This window comes from Quadrisphaera sp. INWT6 (genome assembly GCF_015390235.1).
In the GTDB taxonomy this organism is placed as follows: domain Bacteria; phylum Actinomycetota; class Actinomycetes; order Actinomycetales; family Quadrisphaeraceae; genus Quadrisphaera.
This window is the reverse complement of sequence record NZ_VUOH01000004.1, coordinates 161,090-181,174: the sequence shown is the minus strand read 5'-3', so window position 1 is coordinate 181,174 and position 20,085 is coordinate 161,090. Positions and strand designations below refer to the sequence as shown.

Sequence of the window (20,085 nt, the reverse complement as noted above, 5' to 3'; positions counted from 1 at the left end):
ACCGAGCGGCACCCAGCCGCCTCCCATCCCTCCCCACCCGAGGAGCCACCGTGGCGGTCAGGACGATCGAGCAGGTCACCGACGACATCGACGGCTCCGCCGACGCCGAGCACGTCACCTTCTCCTTCGACGGCACCGAGTACGTCATCGACCTCTCTCCCGAGAACAAGGCCAAGCTGGCCGACGCGCTGAGCCTCTACATCGGGCACGCCACGAAGACCACGGGAGGATCCTCGCGGCGCGCGGCGGGCGTTCCCTCCGCGGGAGCGGCGAGCGACGCCAAGGCCATCCGCGCGTGGGCCGGGGAGAACGACGTCGCGGTCCCGGCCCGCGGCCGCATCCCCGGTGCCGTCGTGGAGCAGTGGAAGGCCTCACTCGCCTGAGTCCGGAGCAGCGGACCCTCGCGCTGGCGCAGAAGGTCCTCGACACCGTCGACGACGGGATCTACGGCCTCGACGCGTCGGGGCGCGTGGAGTTCGTCAACCCCGCCGCCGTCAGGATCACCGGCTACTCCGCGGCCGAGCAGGTCGGCTGCGACCAGCACTCCCTCATCCACCACAGCCACCTCGACGGCGCCCCGCGCGACTACGAGAGCTGTCCGGTGTGGCAGGCGCTGACCACGGGTGAGGTGGTCAGGTCACCCGAGGAGGTCTTCTGGCGGGCCGACGGGACCCCCGTCGTCATCGACCTCGTCGCGGTGCCCGCGGTGGAGGACGACGGCACCTGCACCGGCGTGGTGGTCTCCTTCCGCGACCTGACCGACCTGCGCGCGGCCGCCGCCCAGGCGCGGGCGCTGGAGGAGGCCCGCCAGCACGCGGCGACGCAGCGCCAGCTCGCCGACCAGCTGCAGCGCGCCCTCCTCACCGACCCGCCGGAGCCCGACCACCTGCACCTCGTGGTGCGCTACCGGGCCGCCGCGGAGCAGGCCCACGTCGGGGGTGACTGGTACGACGCCTTCCTCCAGCCCGACGGCGCGACCGTGCTGGTCATCGGCGACGTGGTCGGGCACGACGTCGCCGCCGCCACCCGCATGGGACAGCTGCGCGGGCTGGTGCGGGCCCTGGCGTGGGCCGTCGACGAGGGTCCGGCGGCGACGCTGACGCGCGTCGACCACGCCGCCCGGGGGCTCGCTCTCGACGCGGTGGCGACCGCCGTCCTCGGGCGGATCGAGCGCATCCCCGACGCGCCCGTCACCGGTGCGCGCCGGCTGCGCTGGTCCAACGCGGGACACCCGCCGCCGCTGCTGCGCCACCCCGACGGGGTGGTCGAGGTGCTCGAGCGGCCCTCCGACCTGCTGCTGGGCGTCGACCCCGAGACCGGTCGCACCGAGCACGTCGTCGACCTGCCCACCGGCTCGACGCTGCTGCTGCACACCGACGGCCTCGTGGAGCGGCGCGGGGAGGACCTCGCCATCAGCACCGCGCGGCTGCAGCGGGCGCTCGGCGAGCTGGGCCACCTCCCGCTCGACGAGCTGTGCGACGCGCTGCTGGAGCGGGTGCCCGCCGGCGGCGGCGCCGACGACGTCGCGGTGCTGGCGGTGCGCGCCCACCCCGAGGACGCGCCGCGCCCGGCCGAGGCCGGCCCGAACCGCCTGCCCGAGCCCTTCGCGAGCTGACCCCGGCCCGGGCGCTGCTGTTGCCCGACACACCCGCCCCGGTGACGGGCTCGGCCGGAGGTGCGTGTGAGGGTGGACGGCGTGCCAGACCTGCGCTCCCCGGCTGTGCGCAGGGTCGCGGCGGTCGCCTTCGCGCTGTACCTCGTGGTGCTGGTCGGCGTCGCCTTCCTCCCGCTGCCCGGTGACCCGAGGCCCGGCACGGTGGGCGTCGTCCCGCTGGACCTCTCGCTGTCGCGACCGGACCTGCTGGGTGGGTGGGAGGCGCAGCGCAACGTGCTGATGACCGTCCCGTTCGGCGTCCTCCTGCCCCTGGTGGTGCGCTGGCGCTACGAGTGGCTGCTGCTCGCGTGCGTCGGCGTCACGCTCGTCATCGAGACCGGGCAGCTGCTCGGCTCGTTGGCCGCGGGGTGGGCGTGGCGGTCGTTCGACGTGGACGACCTGCTCAACAACACCGTCGGGGCCCTGCTGGGCCTGGGGCTCACGGGAGCGGCGCTCCTGTGGCAGCGCCGCCGGCGCGGCGGGTCGCGCCGGCTGCCGGTGCGGCGCCTCGTGCCCGGCGCCCTGGCAGGGGTGCTGGTGGCGGGGGCGCTGGTCTCCACGGCCACCACCCCCGCCCCCGCACCCCTGGTGGACGCGTGCGCGGAGCCGCCGACGCTCGCCACGACGCAGCTCGCCGACCACGGCAGCGCGTACGCGGGGGCCGACGGCTCGGTGTGCGTGCTCGACACCGAGGGAGGCACCAGCTCGCTGGCCGCGGACACCCCCACCGGCGTCGTCAGCGAGGTGCAGCTCGCCGACGGCACCGGGTGGCAGGTCGGCGTCGTCGCGCCCGGCGACGACGCGTCCACGGACGCGGCGGGCGCCTCCGCGGACGCCCAGCCCGTCGAGGGCTCCGACCTGCGGGTGTGGTCACGCCCGCTGCCGCAGGGCTGACCCCTCAGAGCGCCGGGAGGACGACCACGACCTTGCCGTGGACCCGCCCGGCGTCGGAGCGGGCGTGCAGGTCGGCCAGCTCCGCCAGCGGCACGCGCTCGGCGACGTCGACGCGGAGCTCCCCGCTGTCGACCAGACCCACCAGCTCGGCGAGCACCTCGGCGTCGGGGTGGACGTAGACGGTGGCGCCGCGGACGCCGCGCGCCGGGTCGTCCGGGGTGGCCACCACCGGCGTGGTGGAGACGACCACCCCGCCGTCGCGGACCCGCGTGGCGAGGGCGGCGAAGTCGGCCTCGGTGACCGGGGCGAGGTTGAGCAGGACGTCGACCGGCTCGGTGAGCGCCTGCAGCAGCGGAGTGGTGGTGTGGTCGACCACCTCGTCCGCCCCCGCCGCCAGGACCGCCGCGCGGCTGCGCGGGCTGGCTGTGGCGACGACGCGGGCGCCGGCCCGCCGGGCGAGGCGCACGGCGTGGAGGCCCACCGGCCCGCCCGCGCCGTTGACCGCGACGCGCTGGCCGGAGGTGAGGCGGCCCAGCTCGAAGAGCGCCTGGTGAGCGGTGAGGGCGACCGAGGGCAGCCCCGCCGCGTCAGCCAGCGGGATGCTCGTCGGCGCGGCGACCAGCGCGTCTGCGGGAGCGACGACGTACTGCGCCGCCGCACCGTCGGCGGTCATCGGCAGGAACGCCACCACCGCGTCTCCCACCGCGAGACCCGTCGCGGCCGCGACGCCGTCACCGAGGGCGTCCACCGTGCCCGAGGCGTCGTAGCCGGGGACGTGCGGCAGCGCCACCGGGATCGGGAGGAAGCCGCCCCGCATGCCGCCGTCGGCCGGGTTGAAGGCCGAGGCGGCCACGCGCAGGCGCACCTGCCCGGGGCCGGGGACCGGCACCTCGACCTGCTCGAGGCGCAGCACGTCAGCGCCCCCGGTCTGGTGGAACCGCACTGCCGTCATCGTCTGCTGCTCCTGGTGCACCACGGTGGTCTCGACCTTCCCTGCGTCATTGGTGCTTCGGATTCGAAGCATTGGGACGACCATAGGGGTACTTCGAAAATGAAGCAAGTGCTTCGAGTTCGCAGTTCTGGCTAGGGTGGCCCCGTGAGCTCGACACCTCCGCCGCCACCGTCATCGCCGTCGTCGCCGTCATCGCCGTCGTCGTCGCCGTCGCGCGGGCTCGACGGAGCGCAGCTCGGCGCCTACTTCGCCCTGATCGAGGTGAGCAGCCTGCTGCGGCACTCCGTCGAGCAGCAGCTGCAGGAGGCGGGCGGGCTGAGCTACGTGCAGTTCCAGCTGCTGGCCACCCTCGGAGACTCTCCGGGGGGCAGCGCCCGCATGACGGACCTGGCCGACGGCGTCGTCTACAGCCGCAGCGGGCTGACGTACCAGGCGCAGCTCCTGGAGAAGCGCGGCCTGGCCACCCGCGCCCCGTCTGTGGAGGACGAGCGCGGCACCACGGTGACCATCACCGCCGAGGGGCGCTCGGTGCTCGACGACGTCTTCCCGGGTCACGTGGCCGTGCTGGGCGACCTGCTCTTCACCCCGCTGGACGGCAGCGACGTGGCGCAGCTGGCCGACGTGCTCGGGCGGGTGCGCGACCACATGCGCTCGGTCCCGCCGCGCTCCGCCGCACCCCGCCGTCGCAGCAGGGCCACCGCTCCCCCGCGCGACGCGTAGCCCCGCCCGCCCGGGTGCGGCAGGTCGGGACGGCTGGGCTCACGCCAGCAGCAGCACCACGAGGGTCCCGACCGCCAGGAGCAGCGGCACGGCCGCCTGCGCCGGTGACTGGCGGAGCCGCACGTGCGAGACCACGGCGCCGAGGAAGTACAGGACCGCCCCGACCGCCGCCGCGACCCCCACCCAGGGCACCGCCAGGCCCACGAGCAGGCCGGCTGCGCCGAGGAACTCGATGGCCGCCAGCACCCAGAGCCGCTCCCCCGGCCACCCGACACCGGTCACCGAGCCCACCACGGCGGGCACCCGCGCCAGCTTGGCGATCCCCGACCCGACCATGACGACGGCCAGCAGGAGGCTGAGGGCGACGGCGGCGGTGCTCACCGCCCCATCGTGCGCGCTGCGGGGGTCCACGGCAGCCGTTCGCTCGGGCGTTGCACCGATCGGTACCTTGCACTGCAACCTCGTGTCGCCCTAGCCTCGGCGCCGTGACCACCGCCGCCGACAGCGTGCTCACGCAGCTCCGCAAGGGGGTGCTGGAGCACTGCGTCATGGCCCACCTCCGGGCCGAGCCCACCTACGGGCTCGACCTCGCGGCGCGCCTCAGCCGGCACAAGACCCTGCTCGACAGCGAGGGGACGCTCTACCCGCTCCTCGCGCGGCTGCGGCGGGCAGAGCTGGTCGAGACGGAGTGGCGGGAGTCCGACAGCGGACCGCCCCGGCGCTACTACCGCCTCAGCGAGCAGGGGCGCCAGGCGCTCGCCACGTTCGAGGCCACCTGGGAGCCGTTCCAGCGAGACGTCCGCGCAGTCCTGGAGGAGACCCGATGAGCCCGCGCCCCGCCGTCGTCATCCACCCGCTGGTGCACGCCTACCTCTCGGACCTCGGGCGCGCCCTGGCCGGTGCCGACCCCCGCGAGCGCGCCGACGTGCTCGACGGCGTGCGCGAGCACCTGGACGAGGCGCTCGGCGACGGCGCCCCGGTGGAGACCGCCGACGTGCGGCGGGTACTCGCAGACCTGGGTCCGGTGGAGGCCATCGCCGCCCAGGCGACGCGCGCAGAGCTGCCGGCGCCACCGACGTCGTCATCGGTGGCGTCCCCGGCGGCGGTGGCGCCGGCCAGCGACACCACCTCGCTGGTCGCCCTCATCACGGCGATCGTGGCGTCGGCGGTGTTCTTCATCCCCTTCGTCAGCATCCCGCTGGCCGTGGCCTCGCTCGTGACAGCCGCCGTGCACCTGCGCAGGCCGGGTGCGCGGAAGGGGCGTTGCTGGGCGGCCGTCGCGGTGGCCTCGGCGACGCTCCTGCTCATGGCCCTGGCTGCTGCGCTGCTCCTCTCGGTCGAGGAGGTGGGCACGCTCGGCCCGGGGACCGTCGGGAGCGCCACGTCGGTGACGAGCGCCCCCGCCGAGTAGCCGTCAGGACGCCACCCAGACGTCGTCGTACGCGCAGCCCTGCGGCAGTCCCGGTCGCACCCCGTCAGCAACGCCCTGCCCGCCGCCGAGGATGACCTCCTGACCGAGGGCCACGGCTCCCTGCTCCGGCAGATCGAGCACCTGCCGGTCCGGGTCCCACGCCGTGCCGTAGGGCCACCTCACGAGGGTCCTCCGACCACCGGGACCGAGGAGGCCGAGGCACCCGCCCTCCAGGCGGGTCAGCACCCCGCCGGTCAGCGCGTCCGCAGCGCTGGTCGGAGGATCCGCGGGTACCAGGAGCACCGTCCCGTCGTCGTGCTGCTCGTGGTGGCCGAAGGCGGCGACCTGCTCGGCGACCACCGCCGGGTCGAGGCGCAGGTCGTCGGTGACGCGGGCCATGCGGTCGGGGCCGCGGCACTCCTCGGGCGCGGTGGGCCAGTCCTGCTGCAGCTGGGCGTCGTCGTTCTCCTCGAAGCCGCCCGCAGCGGTGATGCCGTCGCCGTCGCGGATCTCGACCCCGTCCGGCGTGACGATCCCCGCGCCGTCGTCGGTCGTCCTGGTGCCGTGCTCGAGCACCAGGAGGTGGAGGGCCGCGTCCGCGCCGTCGTCCAGCAGGAGGCACCCCGTGCTCGAGGTCAGGACACGTCCGCGGACCTCCCCTGCGGTGCTGCTGCCGCTGGCTCCGGCACCGACGAGGACGGTCGTCCCGTCGGCGAGGCGCAGCACCTCGGGCGGCGGGCTCTCCGCAGCCGCCGCGCCGCACCCGGCGAGCGAGACGGCGACCGGACCGGCCAGCAGACCCGCCAGGACGGTACGTGCCCGACGTGGTGCTCTGCTCATGCTGCGCCTCCGCTCGACGGGTCCTGCGCCCAGGACGCGGCGTCGTGTGGCGCTGTTGCAGCCTCCGGCAGCGATCATCGTCGCTACGGTCGCCGGGTGAGCGTCACCGAGAAGCCGCGCCGCGCGCCGCTGCTGCCCCACGGCCTCTTCCTGCTGGGGCTGAGCTTCCTGCTCACCGTCCTGGTCGACACCTCCGGTGGCGGCCCGGGCGCCGTCGTGTGGCTGCAGTCCGCCGCGTGGTGGGTCGGTCTCATCTGCATCGCCGGGCACGTGCTGCGCCTGGTGCTCGCGCCCGCCGAGTCGACGAGGGCCCCGGCCCAGGAGCGCGACTGGTACGGCGCCTGACACCGTCTTCGGCCGGGAACTCGCTCGCCCCGCCGTCCTCGCTGCGGTACACCGGCAGGGTGGCGGACGACCTGGTCGCAGAGCTGGTCAGCGACCGACCGCGCTCCCAGGCCCAGTGGGAGGCGCTCTTCGCCGGGAGCTGGCCGCCGTACGTCGACGCCGACCGCACCGCCGCGGCAGCCCTGCCCGCCGTCCACGAGGCGTTCGCCCACCTGCAGGTGGCCCTGACGCGACCCGGCGACGAGGACCGGGAGGACCAGCTCGTCGGAGCGGCGTGGGGCGTGCCCGTCGCCTGGGACGGTGACCCCACCGCCCTCCCGCGCGGGTACAGCGACGCGCTGGTGCGCTCCCTGGCCGACCGCGACGCCGCGTCGAGCTGTGACGCGCTGGTGGCCTGCGCCGCTCAGGTCCACCCCGGGCACGCACGCTCCGGCGTGGCGTCGCAGCTGCTGGGCCACCTCATCGCCGTCTCCCTGGACGCCGGGCTGCACCGGGTCGTCGCTCCGCTGCGGCTCACCGCGAAGCACCTCCACCCGCGCGTGCCCGTCGAGGAGTACGTCCGCTGGCGCCGGCCCGACGGCGAGGCGCACGACCCCTGGCTCCGCACCCACGAGCGGATGGGCGCCCGCGTCGTGGCGACGACCCCGGCGTCGCAGCACTTCGAGGGGACCGTCGAGCAGTGGCGCGCCTGGACCGGTCTAGCGCTCGAGACCAGCGGCGAGCACGTGGTCCCGGGGGCGCTGGCGCCGCTCCGCGTCGACCTGGCCAGCGGGACGGCCGAGCTCCTCGAGCCCGGCGCGTGGGTGCGCCACCGCTGAGGCGTCGGGCCTGGCGCCCCGGGCCAGCGCGGTGCGGACCGGGTCCTGGTGCTGTCGATGGGCGGCGCCCGGTGACCGTGGGAGCTGGCGACGTCTTCCTGGTCCGAATGCACCGCCGTCGAGGCGCAGCGTCGCCGTCGCCGTCGCCGTCGCACGCGACCGAGCACGTCTGCGGGTCCCAGGGAAGGCCGGGTCCGGTGACGCCGGACGGGTAGAAGTGGGCCCAGGTGGATCGCCTCCGCGGGAGCTGATGACCTCTGCATGTCGGCCGTCACAGCGACTCCTGGCCGCCGAGGCGCGAACCGCCGGGCGGGAGGGAGCGACGTCCCACCAGGAGGCGTTCGTGCTCCAGCATCCCGTCGCCGGTGGTGCGCTGGAGCGCGAAGCCCCAGGCAGCGGCGACCCGGAGCGACGGCGACGCCGCTGCGGGGCGCCCCAAGGCCGTCCGGTGCGGAAAAGGGGATGACGGAGCGCGGGGGCGGGCCTACCGTCGGGGCGTGCTCAGCTGAGACCGCGACCGTCCCGCGCCCGCGGACCCGACCAGGGACCCGGCGGGAGTCCGCCTCGCCCCGAGGACCTCGCGTGCCAGCCCCAGCCCCCACCCAGGCCGTTTCGGCCCACCTCGCCCTGCGCCACGTCGACCGCCGCTACCCGGACCGGGTGGTGCTGCGCGACGTCTCCCTCGCCGTCGGGCCCGGCGCCCGCGTCGCCCTCGTCGGCGAGAACGGCGCCGGCAAGACCACCCTGCTGCGGGTGGCCGCCGGCGTCGACGACCCCGACGCCGGGACCGTCACCCGCCCGGAGCGCACGCGCCTGGTGCACCAGGTGCTCCCCTTCGACGACGCGGCCACCGTCGACGACGTGCTCGACGACGCCGTCGCCAGCGCCCGGGACGTCGAGCACGAGCTCGCCGCCGCGGCGGACGCGCTGGCCGACGCACCCGCGGCGGACCAGGGTGCAGCGGCGCGCCGCTACGACGTGGCCCTCGCCGAGGCGACCGCCGCCGGCGTCTGGTCGCTGGACGTCGAGGTCGAGCGCGTCGTCGCCGGCCTGGGTCTGGCCGGGGTGCCGCGCGACCGCCCCGTCGGGGCACTGTCGGGCGGACAGCGCACGCGCCTGGCGCTCGCGTCGGCGCTGGTGGCCCGACCGACCGCGCTGCTCCTCGACGAGCCGACCAACCACCTCGACGCCGCCGGCGCCGACTTCCTGGCCGCCGAGCTGCGCTCGTGGACCGGGCCGGTGCTGCTCGCGAGCCACGACCGGCGCTTCATCGAGGACGTCGCCACGCGCGTCGCCGACCTCGACCCCAGCTCCACCGAGGACCCGCTGACCAGCCGCTCGACCTCGGGCGCGGGCGCCTACAGCGACCACCTGCGCGCCAAGGCCGCCGCCCGCCGCCGCTGGGAGGAGCAGCACGCCGCCGAGCAGGAGCAGCTGGAGGTGCTGCGCCACGAGGTCGCCGTCGGCGCGCGCGACGTCATGCACACCACCGACCCCAAGAGCGAGGCGCGCGCCGCGAAGAAGTTCTACGCCGACCGCGCCGCCACCACGATCGCCCGCCGGGTCCGCTCGGCGCGCAGCCGGCTGGAGGAGCTCGAGCGCACGCAGGTCGCCGCGCCGCCTCCGCTGCTGCGCTTCGCCGGCTTCCGCCCGCGGAGCACCCCGCGTGCGGAGGCACCCGAGGTGCTGGTCGAGGTGGACGACGTCGAGGTCGCCGGCCGCCTCGGCCGCACGAGCCTGGCCGTGCGGCCCGGCGAGCACCTGCTGCTCGACGGCCCCAACGGGAGCGGCAAGTCGACGCTCATCGCGGTGCTGGTGGGGGCCCTGGCCCCCGACCGCGGGGTGAGGACGTCAGCGCCCGGGGTCCGGGTGGGCCTGCTCGCGCAGGACGTCACGTGGCCCGACGCCTCGCAGACCCCGCAGCAGGTCTACCTGCGGGCCGTCGGCGAGCACGCGCCGCCGCTGGTCAGCACCGGGCTCGTGAGCGCCCACGACGCCGACAGGCCCGTCGGCGCGCTCTCCGTCGGGCAGCAGCGGCGGGTGGCGCTCGCCGTCCTGACGGCCGACCCGCCGGACCTGCTGGTGCTCGACGAGCCCACCAACCACCTCTCGCTCGGCCTGGCCGAGGAGCTGGAGGCGGCCCTGGTCGAGTTCCCGGGGGCGGTGGTGCTCGCCAGCCACGACCGGTGGCTGCGGGAGCGCTGGACGGGCGACCGGCTCGATCTCACCGCGCCTGCTGCGGTGTGAGCAGCTGCCGCAGGGTCCTCAGCGCGGGCCGCTGACCTCCGGCCGGTCGAGCCACTCGACGAGCAGCGCCCGCTCGGCGTCGCTCAGAGCGGGGAGCTGCGGCGCCAGGGCGCGGAAGGCGATGAGGGTCGTCGCCGCCGAGGAGTGCTCCGCCGTCGTCGTCCCGCGCTGGCCGCCGTCCGCTGCGGGGACGAGGATGGCGGTGGCCACGGCGTCCCACACCGCGGCGGCCAGCTGCGGGTCGCGCTCGGGGGCCGGAGTCGCGAGGAGGGTCTGGATGACGCCGGTGCCGGCGGACTGGACCACGTCCACGCACCGCTCCTCCGGCACGCGCAGCCGCCCGGCGAGCGCCACCCGGTGCACCCGGGCGCGGAGCACCTCGCGCCCCGCCCGGGCCGCGCCGGAGCGCAGCACCCGGGCCGGGTCGCCGAGGAGCCGGAAGACCTCGGGGTTGGCCACGCCGAAGTCGACCTGGTCGGAGAAGGCGGTGCGCAGGTCGTCGACGGGGTCGGTGCCGCGGCCCGCCTCGTCACGGGCGGCGCCGGCCTTGGCGGCGACGAAGTCGTCGGCGGCCCGCTCGGCGACGGCGTCGAGCAGGCCGTCCTTGTCGCCGAAGACCCGGTAGATCGTCGGCGCCTGGACCCCGGCCGCCGCGGCGACGGCGCGGGTGGTGACGGCCGCCGGTCCGCGCTCGTGCAGCAGCTGGGCCGCCACGTCGACGAGCCGTGCGCGCACGGCGTCCCGCCCCGTCGGGGCACCGGTCTCGAGCGTCATGTTGCCGACGATAACAAACCAGTGGTACCACTGCGCTACCGCCGATCCGGCGGTGTTGTTGCCAACGATACGACGCAGAGCGAGGCCGCCATGATCGTCATCACCGGTGCCACCGGAGCCCTCAACGGCGCGACCACCGAGCACCTGCTCGCGCGCTTCCCCGCTGATGAGCTGGTGGTGGTCGCCCGCGACCCGGAGCGGGCGCGCGGCTTCGCCGAGCGCGGCGTCACCGTCCGCCTCGGCGACTACGCCCGACCCGAGACGCTCGAGCCGGCCTTCCGGGGCGCCGACCAGCTGCTGCTTGTCTCGTCGAGCGACCCGACCGCCGACGCGGTGGCGCTCCACACCGCCGCCGTCGACGCCGCGGTGCGGGCGGGGGTCGGGCACGTGCTCTACACCAGCCACCAGGGGGCCTCGCCCGCGACGCCGTTCCGTCCGGGCCGCGACCACGCCGCCACGGAGGTGGCGCTGGAGAGGTCGGGGCTCGCCTGGACGTCGCTGCGGAACGGCTTCTACGCCCACAGCCTGGGCTGGATGACCGGTGACTGGCGCGCCACCGGGCGGATCACGGTGCCCGCCGACGGTCCGGTCTCCTGGACCGCACGGGAGGACGCCGCCGAAGCGGCCGCCGTCGTCATCACGCGCCTGGCCGCCGGCGAGACCGGTCTCGACGGTCCCCTGGTGCTCACCGCCGACGAGGCCCCGACCTTCGCCGACGTCGCGTCGCTGGCGTCGACCGCGGCCGGTCGCGAGGTGGAGCTGGTCGTCGTCGACCCGCAGGAGTGGCTCGCCGCGCAGGTGAGCGCCGGGCGGCCCGAGCCCGTCGCGCGCTTCACGCTCGGGATGTACGAGGCCGCGGCGCAGGGGTTCTTCGCCGAGACGTCACCCGTGCTGGGTGAGCTGCTGGGCCGCCGGCCGTCGACGGTGCGCGACGTCCTGGCCGCGTAGCGCGACGCCGGAAACGCGTCGACAGAGACGACGCCGACCGGCAGGGTGCTGTGTCGATGCCTGACGACGAGGTCCTCACCGGCGGGAACAGCTCGGCGGTGAGCCGCCGCGGGTGCGCGGTGCACCGCAGGGCCGGGCCGTGGACGCCGACCGTCCACCGGCTGCTGGAGCACCTGCACTCCCGCGGGACCACCTTCCTGCCCCGCCCGCTGGGGTTCGACGAGCAGGGCCGCGAGGTGCTGACGCACCTGCCGGGCACCGTGCCGAGCTACCCGGTGCCCGCCCACGTGTGGGCGCCGGCGGTGCTCGCGACCGTCGGGCGGTGGCTCGCCGAGGTCCACGCCGCCTCCCGCGACTTCCTGGCCCGTCCTGCCGGGGCGGGTGAGGAGCTGGTGTGGCAGCAGCCCGCCCGCGAGCCGGTGGAGGTCGTCTGCCTCAACGACGTCGCCCCGTACAACGCGGTGTTCGACGACGACGGCGGCCTCACCGGCTGGATCGACGTCGACACGGCAGCCCCGGGGCCGCGGGCGCGGGACCTCGCGCACGCCGCGCACCGCTTCGTCCCGCTGTCGGGGGTCGACGGCCACGGCTCGGGGGCCCCCGACCTCGCCAGGCAGCGGCGACGGCTGGCCGCGCTGTGCCAGGCGTACGCCACGGCCGGTGACGAGGTGGTCATCACCCCTGCCGACGTGCTGGCGGCCCTCGAGCCGCGGCTCGAGGCGCTGGCCGACGACGCCGCTGCTCGGCACGCCGGCGGGGCTGCCCACCTGGAGGGTCACGCCGAGCACTACCGCACCGAGGCCGCGTGGCTCGCGTCGCACGCCGAGGAGCTCGCCGAACCGCCGGTGGCGCAGCTGGTGGTGGTCAACGGCCCCATCGCCTCGGGGAAATCGACCACTGCGGCCGCGCTCGCCGCAGCGGCCGCCACCTGTGGGCGCACCGCCGCGGTGGTCGACGTCGACGACGTCGCCGAGGCCGTCACCGCGCCCGGCGCGGGTGCCAGCGGGCTGTGGCTCTCGGCGCACCACGCCCACGGGTCGCTCGTGGCGCGGTGGCTGCGCACCCCGCTCGACGTCGTCGTCGCCGTCGGCCCCTTCCACTCCCCCACCGAGCGCGCCGCGCTCGTCGACGCGCTGCCTCCCGGGACCGCTGCGCACTGGGTGCTGCTCGACACCCCCGTCGAGACCACGCTGGAGCGGGCCCAGGCCGATGCCACCCGCGGCATCTCGCGCGAGGAGGCGTTCCACCGCGAGCGCCACGAGCGGTACCGCCGGCTGGTGGCCGACGGCTCGCCGGCGGCGCAGGTCTTCGACACGTCGACCGCGTCGACGGGCGAGGTCGTCGCCGCTGTCGTGCGCGCACTGGGCTGGCGGGCTGGTCCGAACGGGTGAACCTCGACTTGCGCTGATCACGGCCCTGTACAGGCCTTCTAGACGGGTGTTCGACTGTCAGTGGTGATCTCTAGCGTCAACTGCATGACCTGGACCGGCACCGAGACGCCCCACGAGGGCGCTGAGGGGGGCGGCTCGTCCTGGCAGGCCGAGCCGCTGGCGTCCGGTGCCCTGGGTGCCGACCCCACGCCCGGCCCCTCCGGGGCGGGGTCGCTCCTCCCCGACCTGCCTCCGGTCCCCCTCACCGGGCCCCTCGCCGACGCGCTGTCCGCCGCGCGCGAGGCCGCCGACGACGCCGTCCGGGCCGCCCAGCACCTCGCGTCGACGGGCCCGCACCAGCGCGTGCAGGCCCTGCAGGCGACGGCCCGCCTGCGGCACGTCGCCGACTCCGTGCTGCTGGCCCTCACCGCCAGCTTCACCCCCGAGGACCTCACCGCCGCCGGTGCGACGTCACCGACCGACCTGCTGCTCACCCACACCGGTGCCGACCCGCGCCGCGCGGCGGGCGAGGTCCACCTGGCCAAGGCCCTCACCGCTCCCGTCGCCCCGCTCTCCGAGCCCCGCGGGGACCAGACCGAGCCCGCTGACCCGGCCGACCCGGCCGACCGGGCCGCCGGTGGTGCACCGGCCGGACCGGGGGTGCCCCTCGGCGGCGAGGGGCTCGGCCGGGTCGGGGAGCAGCACGCCAGCGGAGCCATCTCCACCGACATCGCCTCGCTGGCACGGCGCACCGTGGAGTCGCTGCCGCGCCGCATCCAGCGCGCCTTCGGCGCGGAGGCCGACGCCGTGCTCGCGGAGAGGCTCCCCGGTCTGACCCACGCCGAGGCGGTCATCGCCTGCACCGTCCTCGCGCACGCGCTGGACCCCGACCGCGCCGACCGGGGCTTCGACCCCGACGACGTCGACAAGCGCTACCTCACGGTCACGGTCCACGAGGACGGGTCCGTCGACGTGCGCGGCCACCTCGACGCGATCACGGGTGCCGAGTTCAAGGCCGCCATCGACCACCTCGCGAAGCCCGACCCGACCGCTCGCGCCCCCCTCGCTGACACCGACGGCGCTCCGGGCCGCGACGACGAGCCCCTTCCCGGCCTCGGCGAGCCTGGCACGGGCGGCGGGGGCTCCGGTGTCCGCGTGCGCGACGAGCGCACCGCCGGGCAGCGCCGTGCCGACGCCCTGGCGCAGCTCACCCGGCTGGGTCGCACCAGCGACGAGACCCGCGGCGGCGAGCCCCCGCGCATCATCGTCACCGCCACCTCGGACCAGCTCACCGGCGTCCCGGGTGCCGGGCTCGCCACCTGCGAGACCACCCGCCGGCCGCTGACGACGACGCCGCTCCAGCACCTCGCGTGCACCGCGCTGCTGCACACGGTGACCCTGTCCTGCCAGGGCCCCCAGGCAGCAGCGCTGGCCCTGGGACGCACGGTCCGCCTGTTCTCCCCCGCACAGCGCCGGGCGATGCTCGCGCGGGACGGCGGGTGCGTCATCCCGGGCTGCACCGCCCCGCCGGGGTGGCTGGAGGCGCACCACGTCCACGACTGGGCCGAGGGCGGTCCCACCGACGTCGACCTCGGCGTGCTCCTCTGCGGGAGGCACCACCTGCTGGTGACCCTCGGGATCTGGGCCGTGCAGATGGTCGACGGAGTCCCGCAGGTACGACCTCCAGCGACTGTCGACCCCCAGCAGCGATGGCTGCTGAACCCCCGAAGAGCGGTGGCGCACTCCACCGCGCGGAGAGCCAGGCAGCTCGCGCTGCCCGACCACCACCTCGACCCCGACGACGGGGCGGTCCCCGACATCCCCTCACCGCGCAGCACCTGCGCCTGCTGAAGCACTCGCAGCAGCCCGGCCACCTCGGTGGTCGGGCTGCTCGTGCCGCCCACCGGCCCCGGGCCTCCGCGGGGTCCGGCGCACCTGACACCGACCTGCACGGCTGGAGGGCTCGACATGAGACCTGAGGGTTGTGAGCTGGCCGACGTGCCCACGTGCCCACGTGCCCACGTGCCCACGTGCCCACCTTCGAGCAGTCCGGGTCACACGGTGCAGACGGGGGCCATCCGGTTCCGGTACGTGCCCCTCCGGGTCTCCGGCTGGGCGCTGGCCACGAGCGTCGCACCGCTCGACGTCGTCGGCGGATCGCATCTCGCATGGGCTTGAGCGCCCCGCCGCGGCGGAGTCCGGGGTCAGACCGAGGTCGCACGTGACCGTGGACGCCGCCGTCACGGAGCTCCGCGGCTGCCCGCGGGGCCCGGTGTGCAGGAGCTGCGTGCGTCTCGCGGAGGCTCCATGGAGTCCCGGCGTCCGGTGGTCGCCTCGCTCCTAGCGTGCGGTGGGGCCGTGCTCCGGGCCGGCCCGCACCCGAGGAGGAACCGGTGGACGAGGTCGACCTCGACGCCCCCGTCGAGCAGCTGACGACGACGCAGGAGGTGCCCCGCCTGCGCCGCGCGGCGGGCCTCGTGGCGGTGGGGGTGGTGCTGCTCGCCTGCCAGCAGGTGCTTGGGCCGATCGCCAACGCCTGGCTGTTCTTCGGGGCCGACCCCGCCGACGACGCCTCGCAGACCGCGTTCGTGGTCCTGTTCTTCGGGGTCTTCGCTGTCGGCGTCGCCCTCCTCGTCGTCGGGACCTTCCGGTTCGCCGCGCACGTCCACCTGCTCGCGGAGCTCGCCCTCCGGCAGTCCGCCGCCGACCCGACCGCGCCGCACCCCGACCGCAGGTGAGCCGTCCGGCCACCGCCCGTCGGGGGTGGGGCGCGGCGCTGAGGGCAGCCGTCGCGCTGGGACTGGCGTCGCTGACCCCCGACGCCTCCACCAGCGCGGTGCTCGGCTCGGGGACGGCGTGGGCGGGACTGCTGGTGCTCGCGGGGTGGCTCCTGCGCCGGCCGGGACGCGCGGCAGCCGCCGGCGTCGTCGTCGGGCTGACCGCGGTGGCGGTGCACGACGGCGCGGGCCAGCTCGTCGGGGCCTTCGGCGCGAGCGCGTGGGTGGACGACCGCTGGTGGTTCGCGGCGGCGGCGCTCGCGGGCGGTCCGCTGGGCCTGCTCGGGGCGGCCGCCCACCGGCCGGACCGGCGGGGCCTCCTGGCGCGCCTCACGGTGCCCGCCGGTGCGGTGCTGGAACCCCTCGTGGTGGGGGTGCCGAGCACGCCGGTGGCGCTCGCGCTCGTCACCGCGGGGACCGTCGACGCCGCCCTCGTCCCGAGCCGCCCCACGGGTGTGAGCCAGGTCACAGGAGATCGACCGTGACGTTTCCGGCCGACCTGACTCTCACCTCACATCAACCGCACCAGCCCGGTGCGGTCACCTCACCGCAGGAGGAGAAACCATGTCGCAGACCACCACCGCCCCGGTCGCCAAGAGCACCTCCACCACCTCGAACGGCGCCTCGGCCACCTCGACCGGTACCGGCCTGGCCACCACCCAGGGCGGCACGACGATCGCCGACACCGTCGTGTCGAAGATCGCCGGCATCGCCACCCGCGAGGTCGCCGGGGTCCACGCCCTCGGTGGCGGCGCCGCCCGCGCCGTCGGCGCGCTGCGCGAGCGCATCCCGGGTGCCACGACCAACCACTCCCAGGGCATCTCCGTCGAGGTCGGCTCGACGCAGGCCGCCGTCGACATCACCCTGATCGCCGAGTACGGCGTCGCCATCGCCGACCTCGCCGCGGGCGTGCGCCGCAACGTCATCACCTCGGTCGAGCGCATGACCGGCCTCGACGTCACCGAGGTCAACATCGACGTGGCTGACGTCTACATCCCGTCCGAGGACGACGGCGACGACGAGCCCGCGAAGGCCCCCCGCGTCCAGTGACGTCCTGAGCTCCGAGCAGCACCTCGGCTCCGCCCCCGCCGGTACGACCGGTGGGGGCGGAGCCGTCTCAGCCCGCGCGCTCCGCCCCGGCCCGCTCGGCGCGGCGCTGGCGGGAGCGGCCCACCAGCAGCGACACCCAGGCCAGGGCGAGGACGCCCGTGGACGTGCCGAGCGCCGCGTCGCCCCCGGCGCCCTTGACGACGGCGGCCCCCAGCAGCGCCCCGAGCCCCATGGCGACGATCGCCAGGAACCTGTCGGAGGCGACCCGCCACCCCTGGCGCCCTCCGCCCAGGCGGCTGTCGCGCGCGAGGTTGGCGAGGGTGTTGGTGACGACGACGGTGGTGATGTCGGCGTTGCCCAGCGGCTTGACCGCCGAGACCTGGGCGCCCATGACCGCCGCCAGGACGCCGGTGATGGTCAGCAGGTGCCAGGACGCGAGCTCTCCCAGCGCCGACCACGCCAGCGTCAGGCCGAGGGTCACCAGCACCGACACCCCCAGCACCCAGGCACCGGCCCGGGTGAGGCGCGGCGGGTGGCCGCGCCCGACCGCGCGGCCGCCGATGATCGACCCGACCACGAATCCGCCGAGCGCGACGGCGTTGTTGAGCAGCGGGATGGTGGCCACGCCGGCGACGGCGAAGCCGATGAAGAGCACGTTGCCGGTCATGTTGCCGGTGAAGACGCGGTCGAGGGCGAGGTAGCTGACCGCGTCGATCGCGCCGGTCGCCGCCGTGAGCAGCAGCAGCCCGGCGACGTACCAGGCCGTCCCCGCCCGGGTCGCGGCGCTCACCGCTGGTCCTGGTCGGCCACGAGGGCCCGGACGTCGCCGAGGTGGTCCTCCATGGCGGCGCGGGCCGCGTCGGCGTCGTGCGCGGCGACGGCGTCGTAGATCGCGCGGTGCCCCGCCACGGAGTCGCGCCGGCCGGTGCGGCGGCGGTGCGACACCTGGCGCACCGGCAGGGTCCAGTCGCTGACCAGCTCGTGCAGGGCCGCGAGCAGCGGGTTGCGGGCTGCGCGGGAGAGCAGCGCGTGGAACTCGACGTCCAGCTCCACCGACTGGGAGGGGCGCAGGTCCTCGCTGGAGGCGTCGAGGACCCGCGCGAGCTGCAGGAGGTCGGCGTCGGTGGCGCGCCGCGCCGCCAGGGCCGCGATCGAGGGCTCCACCAGCACCCGCAGCTCGGCGGCGTCGTCCTGCTCGACCGCCGGGACGGCCAGCTGCCGCAGCGCCTGGGCCTGCGCGGACGGCTCGGTCACCACCGTGCCCCGCCCGGGGGTCCGCTCGATGAGGTGCTTCTGCTCCAGCTCGTGCATCGCCTCGCGCAGGGACGCCCGCGAGACCGCCATCGACGTCGACAGCTCCCGCTCCCCCGGCAGCCGCGCGCCCGGGGCGAGCTCGCCGGTGGCGATGAGGCGCTCGAAGTGCGCGGCCAGGGCCGCGGAGATGTTGGTCGAGCGACGCAGCAGGGGTGGCACCGGGGACGGCGCGGAGGTGGGCACGAGATGACCGTACCCGGGTCCCGGCCGACCCAGACCGGTCTCTTGGTCAGACCGTTGTAACGGTCGTGCGCATCGCGTAACGAGCGCGTTTCCCCGCCACCCGCGGCGCTCTGACCTGCCTAGCGTCCTCGTCACCGGTCAGACCATCTGACCGCACGACTGCGGCGCCGAGCACCCCCGCCCCCGGCGCCCGAGCGGGAGGACCCCATGACCACCACCCAGCGCACCCTCGCCGCCGCGGGCTCCCTCGCGGCGCTGCTCGCCCTGAGCGCCTGCGGCTCGAGCGCCGACGCGGCCGCCCCCGGCAGCGCCGGCTCGGCCACCGCGGAGTACCAGGCCGTCGCCGACTCGGCCGCCTGCCAGCAGCTGCGCGAGGAGCACCCCGACCTCGTCGGCACCACGAAGACCAACGCGCTGAACCCCTACACCCCGGGCTACGAGACCATCGACCCGACGAACCCCGACCAGTACGTCGGCTTCGACATCGACCTCGGCAACGCCATCGGCGCCTGCCTGGGCTTCACCGTCGACTACGTGCCCGTCGGCTTCGCCGAGCTGATCCCGACGGTGGCCAGCGGCCGCGCCGACTGGATCGTCTCCAACCTCTACGCCACCCAGGAGCGCGCCGCCGGCGGCGTCGACTTCGTCAGCTACTCCAAGGTCTACGACGGCATCCTGGTCGCCAAGGGCAACCCGAAGGGCCTCACCGGCATCGACGCCTCGATGTGCGGCGCCACCGTGGCCCTCAACAAGGGCTACGTCGAGGTGCCCCTCGTCGAGGACCTCGCCCCCGGCTGCGAGGCCGCCGGCGAGGCGGCCCCGGTGGTCAGCCTCTTCGACAGCAGCGCCGACTGCGTGCAGGCGATCCTCGCCGGCCGCGCCGACGCCTACGTCAACGACAGCAACACCGTGGTCCGGTTCATCGCCGAGCACCCCGACGAGCTCGACCAGGCCGAGACCGTGCTGCTCGACTACGAGATCGGCATCGGCGTCCCGCAGGGCCAGGTGCCCTTCCGCGACGCGGTGGTCGGCGCCCTCACGGAGATCCAGGGCAGCGGGCTCCAGGACGAGCTCGCGAAGAAGTGGGAGCTCAGCGAGAACGCCGTCGCCGAGCCGACCGTCCTCAGCGTCGGCTGAGGCCGGCGAGCAGAGCGGACGACGGCGGCCACGGCGATGAGCGAGTTCTTCCAGTACCTGACGATGCCCTACCTGCTGGAGGGCATCTGGATCACCCTGCAGCTGACGGCGATGGGCTTCGCCGGGGGCGCGCTGCTCGGGGCCGTGCTCGCGGCCATGCAGCTGACCCGCTCGGCGCCGCTGACCGCCCTGTCCCGGGCCTACGTCACCCTCTACCGCGGGACCCGCTGATCCTGCAGCTGGTCTTCGTGTTCAGCGTCCTGCCGCGGGCGGGGGTCACCTTCCCCCCGCTCGTGGCCGGCGGGGTGGCGCTCGCCCTCAACGAGGCGGTCTTCTTCGCGGAGATCTTCCGCTCGGGCATCCGCGGGGTCGACGCCGGCCAGACGGCGGCGGGGCGGGCCCTGGGCATGGTGCCGAGCCTGCTGATGCGGCGGGTGGTCGCCCCGCAGGCGTTCCGCTCGGTGGTGCCCGCCCTCGGCAACGAGGCGGTCTCCACCATGAAGAACTCGGCGCTGGCCTCGATCATCGCCGTGCCCGAGCTGACCCTGCGCACCCAGCAGCTGGCCTCGGCCACCTTCGACTACTTCTCCATCTACTTCGCCACGGCCGTGCTCTACCTGCTGCTGACGGGCCTGCTGACCGGGGTCCAGC

Annotated in this window: 24 protein-coding genes and 1 pseudogene; 18 read left to right on the top strand and 7 right to left on the bottom strand. The window is 75.7% G+C overall.

Translation table 11 applies throughout. From position 1 onward, the window contains the following. The first annotated feature begins 50 nt into the window (after positions 1-50). The 3 genes from F1641_RS13270 (at position 51) to F1641_RS13260 (ending at position 2,548) form a co-directional block, all read left to right on the top strand. Positions 51-383: an Lsr2 family protein gene (locus F1641_RS13270; RefSeq protein WP_194906336.1), complete on the top strand. Its 333-nt coding sequence runs from the start codon at positions 51-53 to the stop codon at positions 381-383. Then, the gene (locus tag F1641_RS13265) at positions 362-1,615 is read left to right on the top strand and encodes a SpoIIE family protein phosphatase (RefSeq protein WP_194906334.1); all 1,254 of its coding nucleotides are present in this window, start codon (positions 362-364) and stop codon (positions 1,613-1,615) included. Before F1641_RS13270 ends, F1641_RS13265 begins: the two co-directional genes overlap by 22 nt. A gap of 81 nt (positions 1,616-1,696) precedes the next feature. Then, positions 1,697-2,548, top strand: coding sequence for a VanZ family protein (locus F1641_RS13260; RefSeq protein ID WP_194906332.1), 852 nt, complete (start codon positions 1,697-1,699; stop codon positions 2,546-2,548). 4 nt (positions 2,549-2,552) lie between these two features. Here F1641_RS13260 and F1641_RS13255 read toward each other — a convergent pair whose 3' ends face one another. Then, positions 2,553-3,500 carry an NADP-dependent oxidoreductase gene (locus F1641_RS13255; RefSeq protein WP_194906330.1) on the bottom strand — a complete coding sequence of 316 codons (948 nt, stop codon included), beginning with the start codon at positions 3,498-3,500 and terminating at the stop codon, positions 2,553-2,555. A gap of 144 nt (positions 3,501-3,644) precedes the next feature. Between F1641_RS13255 and F1641_RS13250 the strand changes: the two genes are divergently transcribed. Beyond that, on the top strand, positions 3,645-4,220 hold the full coding sequence (locus F1641_RS13250) for a MarR family transcriptional regulator (RefSeq protein WP_194906328.1): 576 nt from the start codon (positions 3,645-3,647) through the stop codon (positions 4,218-4,220). A 39-nt stretch (positions 4,221-4,259) separates the two neighbouring features. On the opposite strand, the gene F1641_RS13245 is transcribed toward F1641_RS13250, so the two are convergent. Then, positions 4,260-4,601, bottom strand: coding sequence for a DoxX family protein (locus tag F1641_RS13245; RefSeq protein WP_206691170.1), 342 nt, complete (start codon positions 4,599-4,601; stop codon positions 4,260-4,262). Positions 4,602-4,705: 104 nt separating this feature from the next. Here F1641_RS13245 and F1641_RS13240 point away from each other — a divergent pair, with 104 nt between their 5' ends. Continuing rightward, positions 4,706-5,047, top strand: a complete 342-nt coding sequence (locus F1641_RS13240) for a PadR family transcriptional regulator (protein ID WP_309225597.1) — start codon at positions 4,706-4,708, stop codon at positions 5,045-5,047. Beyond that, on the top strand, positions 5,044-5,631 hold the full coding sequence (locus F1641_RS13235; protein ID WP_194906318.1) for a hypothetical protein: 588 nt from the start codon (positions 5,044-5,046) through the stop codon (positions 5,629-5,631). Before F1641_RS13240 ends, F1641_RS13235 begins: the two co-directional genes overlap by 4 nt. A gap of 3 nt (positions 5,632-5,634) precedes the next feature. On the opposite strand, the gene F1641_RS13230 is transcribed toward F1641_RS13235, so the two are convergent. Further along, positions 5,635-6,471: a hypothetical protein gene (locus tag F1641_RS13230; protein ID WP_194906315.1), complete on the bottom strand. Its 837-nt coding sequence runs from the start codon at positions 6,469-6,471 to the stop codon at positions 5,635-5,637. A gap of 96 nt (positions 6,472-6,567) precedes the next feature. Here F1641_RS13230 and F1641_RS13225 point away from each other — a divergent pair, with 96 nt between their 5' ends. Beyond that, on the top strand, positions 6,568-6,816 hold the full coding sequence (locus F1641_RS13225; protein ID WP_194906313.1) for a hypothetical protein: 249 nt from the start codon (positions 6,568-6,570) through the stop codon (positions 6,814-6,816). A 59-nt stretch (positions 6,817-6,875) separates the two neighbouring features. Beyond that, positions 6,876-7,634, top strand: a complete 759-nt coding sequence (locus F1641_RS13220; protein ID WP_194906311.1) for a hypothetical protein — start codon at positions 6,876-6,878, stop codon at positions 7,632-7,634. A gap of 271 nt (positions 7,635-7,905) precedes the next feature. On the opposite strand, the gene F1641_RS13215 is transcribed toward F1641_RS13220, so the two are convergent. After that, positions 7,906-8,073, bottom strand: a complete 168-nt coding sequence (locus tag F1641_RS13215) for a hypothetical protein (RefSeq protein ID WP_194906309.1) — start codon at positions 8,071-8,073, stop codon at positions 7,906-7,908. Positions 8,074-8,216: 143 nt separating this feature from the next. Here F1641_RS13215 and F1641_RS13210 point away from each other — a divergent pair, with 143 nt between their 5' ends. Further along, positions 8,217-9,881 (top strand): ABC-F family ATP-binding cassette domain-containing protein, encoded by a 1,665-nt coding sequence (locus F1641_RS13210; protein WP_206691169.1) that lies wholly within the window; start codon positions 8,217-8,219, stop codon positions 9,879-9,881. Positions 9,882-9,899: 18 nt separating this feature from the next. On the opposite strand, the gene F1641_RS13205 is transcribed toward F1641_RS13210, so the two are convergent. Next, entirely contained in the window at positions 9,900-10,655 is a 756-nt protein-coding gene (locus F1641_RS13205; protein WP_194906306.1) for a TetR/AcrR family transcriptional regulator, read from the bottom strand. Positions 10,656-10,745: 90 nt separating this feature from the next. Here F1641_RS13205 and F1641_RS13200 point away from each other — a divergent pair, with 90 nt between their 5' ends. From F1641_RS13200 to F1641_RS13175, 6 genes are all read left to right on the top strand, one after another. Next, positions 10,746-11,603, top strand: coding sequence for an NAD(P)H-binding protein (locus tag F1641_RS13200; protein WP_194906304.1), 858 nt, complete (start codon positions 10,746-10,748; stop codon positions 11,601-11,603). A 56-nt stretch (positions 11,604-11,659) separates the two neighbouring features. Next, the gene (locus F1641_RS13195; protein ID WP_194906302.1) at positions 11,660-12,994 is read left to right on the top strand and encodes an AAA family ATPase; all 1,335 of its coding nucleotides are present in this window, start codon (positions 11,660-11,662) and stop codon (positions 12,992-12,994) included. 84 nt (positions 12,995-13,078) lie between these two features. After that, positions 13,079-14,824, top strand: coding sequence for an HNH endonuclease signature motif containing protein (locus F1641_RS13190; protein WP_194906301.1), 1,746 nt, complete (start codon positions 13,079-13,081; stop codon positions 14,822-14,824). Between the two features lie 542 nt (positions 14,825-15,366). Beyond that, positions 15,367-15,711: a hypothetical protein gene (locus tag F1641_RS13185; protein WP_194906299.1), complete on the top strand. Its 345-nt coding sequence runs from the start codon at positions 15,367-15,369 to the stop codon at positions 15,709-15,711. Next, on the top strand, positions 15,708-16,235 hold the full coding sequence (locus F1641_RS13180) for a hypothetical protein (RefSeq protein ID WP_194906297.1): 528 nt from the start codon (positions 15,708-15,710) through the stop codon (positions 16,233-16,235). The genes F1641_RS13185 and F1641_RS13180 overlap by 4 nt, the downstream gene beginning before the upstream one ends. Positions 16,236-16,314: 79 nt before the next feature. Further along, positions 16,315-16,800, top strand: a complete 486-nt coding sequence (locus F1641_RS13175; protein ID WP_194906284.1) for an Asp23/Gls24 family envelope stress response protein — start codon at positions 16,315-16,317, stop codon at positions 16,798-16,800. Between the two features lie 67 nt (positions 16,801-16,867). Here the strand turns inward: F1641_RS13175 and F1641_RS13170 are convergent, their stop codons facing one another. Both F1641_RS13170 and F1641_RS13165 read right to left on the bottom strand, forming a co-directional pair. Beyond that, positions 16,868-17,590: a YoaK family protein gene (locus F1641_RS13170; RefSeq protein WP_194906282.1), complete on the bottom strand. Its 723-nt coding sequence runs from the start codon at positions 17,588-17,590 to the stop codon at positions 16,868-16,870. After that, positions 17,587-18,297, bottom strand: coding sequence for a FadR/GntR family transcriptional regulator (locus F1641_RS13165; protein WP_194906280.1), 711 nt, complete (start codon positions 18,295-18,297; stop codon positions 17,587-17,589). Before F1641_RS13165 ends, F1641_RS13170 begins: the two co-directional genes overlap by 4 nt. Positions 18,298-18,504: 207 nt before the next feature. On the opposite strand from F1641_RS13165, the gene F1641_RS13160 reads away from it, so the two are divergent. The 3 genes and pseudogenes from F1641_RS13160 to F1641_RS23885 form a co-directional block, all read left to right on the top strand. Beyond that, on the top strand, positions 18,505-19,434 hold the full coding sequence (locus F1641_RS13160; protein ID WP_194906278.1) for an ABC transporter substrate-binding protein: 930 nt from the start codon (positions 18,505-18,507) through the stop codon (positions 19,432-19,434). Between the two features lie 36 nt (positions 19,435-19,470). After that, the gene (locus F1641_RS21660; RefSeq protein ID WP_194906978.1) at positions 19,471-19,665 is read left to right on the top strand and encodes a hypothetical protein; all 195 of its coding nucleotides are present in this window, start codon (positions 19,471-19,473) and stop codon (positions 19,663-19,665) included. A gap of 17 nt (positions 19,666-19,682) precedes the next feature. Continuing rightward, positions 19,683-20,045: pseudogene (locus tag F1641_RS23885) on the top strand (amino acid ABC transporter permease); the annotation flags it as partial. Positions 20,046-20,085 lie beyond the last annotated feature (40 nt).